7 protein-coding genes and 1 pseudogene are annotated in these 5,588 nt (G+C 75.4%); all 8 read left to right on the top strand.

Features of this window, described 5'->3' with window-relative positions; genetic code table 11:
• Positions 1 to 346: 346 nt before the first annotated feature.
• Positions 347 to 703, top strand: a complete 357-nt coding sequence (locus RKE29_RS27430; RefSeq protein WP_312008365.1) for a gas vesicle protein — start codon at positions 347 to 349, stop codon at positions 701 to 703.
• Between the two features lie 122 nt (positions 704 to 825).
• Entirely contained in the window at positions 826 to 1,245 is a 420-nt protein-coding gene (locus RKE29_RS27425) for a gas vesicle structural protein GvpA (protein ID WP_312008364.1), read from the top strand.
• A 4-nt stretch (positions 1,246 to 1,249) separates the two neighbouring features.
• Positions 1,250 to 1,963: a GvpL/GvpF family gas vesicle protein gene (locus RKE29_RS27420; protein ID WP_312008363.1), complete on the top strand. Its 714-nt coding sequence runs from the start codon at positions 1,250 to 1,252 to the stop codon at positions 1,961 to 1,963.
• Positions 1,964 to 2,032: 69 nt separating this feature from the next.
• A complete protein-coding gene (locus RKE29_RS27415) occupies positions 2,033 to 2,287 on the top strand; it encodes a gas vesicle protein GvpG (RefSeq protein ID WP_312008362.1) in 255 nt (84 codons plus the stop codon).
• Positions 2,288 to 2,329: 42 nt separating this feature from the next.
• Positions 2,330 to 3,094: a hypothetical protein gene (locus tag RKE29_RS27410; protein WP_312008361.1), complete on the top strand. Its 765-nt coding sequence runs from the start codon at positions 2,330 to 2,332 to the stop codon at positions 3,092 to 3,094.
• A pseudogene (locus tag RKE29_RS27405) lies at positions 3,087 to 3,872 on the top strand (SRPBCC family protein); the annotation flags it as partial. The gene RKE29_RS27410 and the pseudogene RKE29_RS27405, both read left to right, overlap by 8 nt.
• A gap of 725 nt (positions 3,873 to 4,597) precedes the next feature.
• Positions 4,598 to 5,122: a gas vesicle protein gene (locus tag RKE29_RS27400; protein ID WP_312008366.1), complete on the top strand. Its 525-nt coding sequence runs from the start codon at positions 4,598 to 4,600 to the stop codon at positions 5,120 to 5,122.
• Positions 5,119 to 5,588 (top strand): GvpL/GvpF family gas vesicle protein (locus RKE29_RS27395; protein WP_312008359.1); only part of this gene is annotated, 470 nt, incomplete at its 3' end. The genes RKE29_RS27400 and RKE29_RS27395, both read left to right, overlap by 4 nt.

The following is a 5,588-nucleotide window of genomic DNA, read 5'->3' as shown; positions in this document are numbered from 1 at the left end:
CCCGTACACCGCTCGTACGCCGCCCGCGCCGCGCACCCCGGCCCCGCGCCGCACGCCCGCGCCCCGGGCCGCCGCTCGGAGCCGCCCGCCGGCCCGGACCCGCCCGGACCTGCCGGACGCCCGCCGAAAACGGTCAACGCGGAAACCGACCCCGTTTGCGCCTCTCTTACCGGCGGTGTTTGATAGTACAGACACGACAAATATGGCAAATGCGGCGTATGCGGCGGCGGTATTACCCCACTGACCCGCCCATTTGATCGCCGATTCTCCCGCGCGTGAGCCCTTCCGGGCACCCGCGCGAGCCGGTCGGCGAATCCCGCGGAACCGAGTCGACAGCGGACCGGACATGGCCGACAGCGAGTGGCAGGGCGCCGAAGGACGACGGCGCGCCGACAGACCCGACCGTACGCGCGAGGAGCGCGCGAGTGAGGGCGGACCGGCACCGTCGCCCGTCCCTCTGGCGCAGGCGATGCGCAGCGTCACCGAGGAGATGACGCTGCTGCTCGGCAAGCCACCCGAGGCGGTGTCCGCGGTCAAGCGGGAGGGCGACGGCTGGCAGGCCGACGTGGAAGTCCTGGAGATCGAACGGGTGCCCGACACCATGAGCGTGATGGCGAGCTACCACGTGACCCTCGACGCACACGGCCGGCTCATGGAGTACGAGCGCCGCCGCCGGTACGCCCGGGGGCAGGTCAGCCGCTGACCCGCGCGACCGCGACGCCACCGCGTCACGCCGCCCGGCGGCGCGGTCGGGCGGCGACGCGGGGCGGCGCGCCCGACGCGCGACGGGCCACGGGGAACCCAAGGAGCCGGAAGGGGATCATCGTGACTGTAGTGCCGCAGCAAGGCGGCCAGGTTTCGGCAGGTGGCAGTGGAGGGCTGTACGACGTCCTGGAGCTGATCCTGGACCGGGGCCTGGTCATCGACGTGTTCGCCCGCGTGTCCCTGGTGGGCTTCGAGATCCTCAAGGTCGACGCGCGGGTCGTGGTGTCGAGCGTGGACACCTACCTGCGCTTCGCCGAGGCGTGCAACCGCCTGGACCTGGAGGCCGGCCGCAAGGCGCCCCAGCAGCTCACCGACGTGGTGGGCGACGCGGTCGAGGGAGGCGCGCACGGCAAGACCAAGGGCGCGCTGACCGGAGCCGTCGACGCCTTCACCGAGACCCTGCGCTCGGGCGGATCGCGCGACGAGGAGGAAGCCGAGGTCCGCAGGGCCCGGCGTCCCACGAAGCACAGAGAGGACTAGGGCGATGTCCGTGTACGTCTACGCCATCACCGGCGCACAGCACTCCGCGCGGCTGGACGACCTGCACGGCGTCGGGGAGGGGGAGCCCCCGCTGCGCACCGTCGCCTCCGGCCCGCTCGCCGCGTGCGTCAGCGACGCGCCCGAGGACCTGCGCGGCAAGCGACGGGACCTGGCCGCCCACCACGCCGTACAGGAGCGGCTGCTGGCCGAGGGGCCGGTGCTGCCGATGCGCTTCGGGCTCGTCGCGCCGGACGACGACGCCGTACGCGCGGCGCTCGACGAGAACGCCGAGGAGTACACCAGGCGGCTGGCGGAGCTGCGCGACCGCGTCGAGTTCAACCTCAAGGCGTCCCAGGAGGAGGAGACGGCGCTGCGCCAGGTCGTCGCGGACTCCGAGGAGGTCCGGCGGCTCAGCGAGGTGACCCGGGGCGGCGGCGGTACGCACGAGGACCAGCTGCGGCTCGGCGAGCTGATCGGCCGGGAGCTCCAGGCCCGCCAGGAGGCCGTCGCGGACGACGTGCTGGCGGACCTGCGCTCCTACGTCGACGCGGAGAAGCGGTCCGCGGCCGGCCAGGACCGGTTCCTCAACGTGTCCTTCCTGGTGCACCGGGACCGGATCGAGGACTTCGCCGCGGCCGAGCAGCGGCTCGCCGAACGGTACGCGCCGCTGGTGCAGTTCCAGCTGCGCGGCCCGCTGCCGCCGTACAGCTTCGTGTGACACCGCCGCGCCGCCCGCCGACGAGGAGCACCCGACCGGGTGGCGCGGCCGGGAGGAGGGAGCCCCGCGATGGGCCTGCTGACTCGCCTGCTGACGTTCCCGGCCGAGCCGGTGCGGGGCGTGGGCTGGGTCGTCCGGCGCGTGGTCGAGGCGGCCGAGCAGGAGCTGTACGACCCGGCGCCCGTGGAGCGGGAGCTGGCGGAGCTGGAGGGGGCGCTGCTGGAGGGCCGGATCGACGAGGAGGAGTTCGACCGGCGGGAGGACGAGCTGCTGGACCGCCTGGAGGCCATCAAGGCCGCACGGCGGGAGCGCGGGCTCGGCTGACCGGCTGCCGGACTCGACAGAGTCCGGGCTTGACAGAGTCCCTTGACAGAGTCCAAGGAGGAGCACGACATGACGGGCAACGGCAAGCTGTGCGCCGCGGTGGTGGGCGGCTATGTGCTGGGCAGGACGCGCAAGGCCAAGCTGGCCCTCACGGTGGGCATGTGGCTCGCGGGCCGCAAGCTGCCGCTCGACCCCCAGCAGCTCGGCAGGGCGCTGGCGGAGTCCCCGGTGATCGGCGGCCTCGGCGGCCAGGCCCGCGAGGACCTGGTGCGAGCGGGCAGGACGGCCGCGACGACCGTGCTGACGAAGCGGGCGAGCGGCCTGGCGGACGCGCTGCACGAGCGCACGGTGGGCCTCCAGGAGCGCGACCGCGCCCCGGACACCGAGGCCGCCGACGACGCCAGGGCCGAAGAGGACACCGACGAGGACACCGAGGCCCGGACCGCCGGGTCCGCCGGGTCCGCCGGGTCCGCCGGGTCCGCCGGGTCCGCCGGGTCCGCCGGGTCCGCCGGGTCCGCCGGGTCCGCCGGGTCCGCCGGGTCCGCCGAGGAAGAGGAACCAGAGGCGGCCCCGGAGCCGTACGACGGGCAGGGCGCGGCGAGCGCGGCCTCGCGGCGGCAGGCGGCGCGGCGACGCGCGGCCCGTGCCGCCGCGGCATCGGCCCGGACCGCCTCGGGCGGCGCGGCGCGGACGCGCCGTACCGCCGCGGCCGTGGGCGTGCCCGGTGCCGCCGGACGCGGCGAGTCGGGACGCCAGGCCGCCGGCCGGCGGTCGGGCGGCAAGAGCGGGAGGTCGGCGCATGGCTGACAGGGACAGCGGCAGGAACGGCGCGCACGGCGGCGGGGACCGGGACGACCCGGCCGGGCGGTCGGCCTCGGCGCGGCTCATCGAGGAGCTGGAGAAGTACCTCCAGGCCCGTGCGCAGCACGCCCTCGGCGGCGTGGTGCACCGGATCGACGACGCGGCCGGCCGGCTGGCCGAGCCCGGCACGGGGGTCGGCTCGGTGCTGGGCGGCGTGGCCAAGGGCGTCGTACGGGACGCGGCGCAGCAGGGCGGCGGGGCCCTGGACCGGGAGCGGCTGAAGGAGACCGTGAAGGACAGCCTGAAGCAGACCGTGAAGCAGAACATCAAGGACAGCCTGAAAGCGAACGTGAAGGACAAGGTGAAAGCCGTCTTCGGGCGCGGCGGCAAGAAGCGCGGAGGCGCGGGCAAGAGCGTGACCATCGTGGAGGACATCGACATCGGGCTGCCGGTCTCGGACGTCTACAACCAGTGGACCCGCTTCCCGGAGTTCGCGTCCTTCGCCAAGGGCGTGGTGGGCGTCGACCAGGACGACGAGACGACCAGCGGCTGGCACGTGAAGGTCGGCCGCTCGCACCGGAGCTGGAAGGCCCGCGTGACGGAACAGGTGCCGGACGAGCGCGTCGCGTGGACCTCCGAGGGGCCCAAGGGCACGACCAAGGGAACCGTGACCTTCCACCCGCTCGGCGCCGACCTCACCAAGGTGCTGCTGACCATGGAGTACGTCCCCCGGGGCCTGTTCGAGAAGACCGGCAACATCTGGCGGGCCCAGGGCCGGCGGACGCGCCTGGACCTGAAGCTGTTCCGCACGTACGTGACCGCGCGCGGCGAGCAGGAGGAGGGCTGGCGCGGCGAGATCCGCGACGGCGAGGTGGTCCGCACGCCGGAGGAGGTCGAACAGGCCGAGGCCGAGCGGGACGAGGCCGAGCGGGAGCCCGGACGGGCCGGAGAGCGGGCGGCGGACCGCGAGCCGGAGCCCGATACCGCCTACGACCAGGACGACCAGGACGACACCGCGTACGACGAGGCGGACACCGGATACGCGGGCGGCGAGGCGGCCGACGCCCAGGAGGGCACCGCGGCGACGCGGCGCCCGCGCGGCCCCCGTCGGCGNGCGCCCGCGCGGCCCCCGTCGGCGGCCCGCCCAGGAGCCGCCCGCCCAGGAGCCGCCCGCCCAGGAGCCGCCCGCCCAGGAGCCGGAGGAGTACGAGTACGAGAACCAGGCGTACGTCGAGGACGAGGACGAGGAGTACGACGAAGCGGACGAGGCGCCCCGGGCCGGGAGCCGGCGCGGCGCGGCCGAGGAGGCGGACGAGGACGCCGGCGCGTACGCGGACGCGGAGGACTACGCCGACGCCGAGGACTACGCCGACGAGGACGCCGAAGCCGAGGCCCACCCGGCCCGCCGGGACCGCGAGGGCGGCGGCGGGTACGGGCGCCGCGCGCCGACGACGAGGCGCTGAGCGGCCGCCGGGAGCGCAGGAGGGGAGGTAGAGCGTCGTGTCGGATCTGGGCAGGCCCGTTCCGCGCCCCGGCCAGGCCGCTTCGCCGTACCAGCAGGGGACGGCGGCCAACCTCGCCGACATCCTCGAACGCGTCCTCGACAAGGGCATCGTCATCGCCGGCGACATCCAGATCAACCTGCTGGACATCGAGCTGCTGACCATCAAGCTGCGGCTCCTGGTCGCCTCCGTCGACAAGGCCAAGGAGATGGGCATCGACTGGTGGGAGCACGACCCCTCGCTGTCCTCCCGGGCCCGGGAGGAGCAGTCCGGCCGGCCGGCCCTGGCGGAGGAGAACCGCAGGCTGCGCGCCGAGGTGGAGCGGCTGCGCGAGCGGCCGGCCGTGCCGCCGCCCGCGCCGCGCGAGGTGGCCGCCGCCGACGAGTACGAGACCGCCACCGAGTACGAGACCTACGAGTACGACTACCCGGAGCGGGACGCGGGCGAGGAGGACGTCCGGCCCGAGGCGCCGCCGCCGAAGCGCCCGCGCAAGCCGGCGAAACGGGCTCCTCGGGGCGGCGGTGACCGATGAGCGGCGACCTGAGCTACAGCTACGCGGTGACACGCGCGGACGACGGTCTGGCCGAGGAGCTGGGCCGCGTGCGCGGGGTGGCGGGCGCGCCCGTGCGCGTGGTCGGGCCGGAGGCCGGACCGGGCCTGGCGGTGGCCGTGAGCCCGGTTCCGGAGCGGGACTTCGACGAGCGGGCGCTGAAGGCCCGGCTGGAGGACCTGGAGTGGCTGGAGGCCGTGGCCCGTGCGCACCACGCCGTGGTGGAGGCGATCTTCGCCCGCGCCGTGGTGCTGCCGCTGCGGCTCGCGACGATCCACCGCGACGACGAGCGGGTGCGGGCCATGCTGCGCGAGCGGGAGGCGGAGTTCGGCGCGCTGCTCGACCGGCTCGCCGGGCACGTGGAGTGGGGCGTGAAGGTCTACGCCCTGCCGGCGCGGCGGCCCGCCCGCGCGCCCGGCGCCGCGCGCGGCGGCGCTCCCGGCGGGCC

Origin of the sequence: Streptomyces sp. B1866 (assembly GCF_031932565.1) — a bacterium.
Lineage (GTDB): Bacteria > Actinomycetota > Actinomycetes > Streptomycetales > Streptomycetaceae > Streptomyces.
Note: the sequence above shows the minus strand (reverse complement) of the source record. Positions and strands in the feature narration are given on the sequence as shown.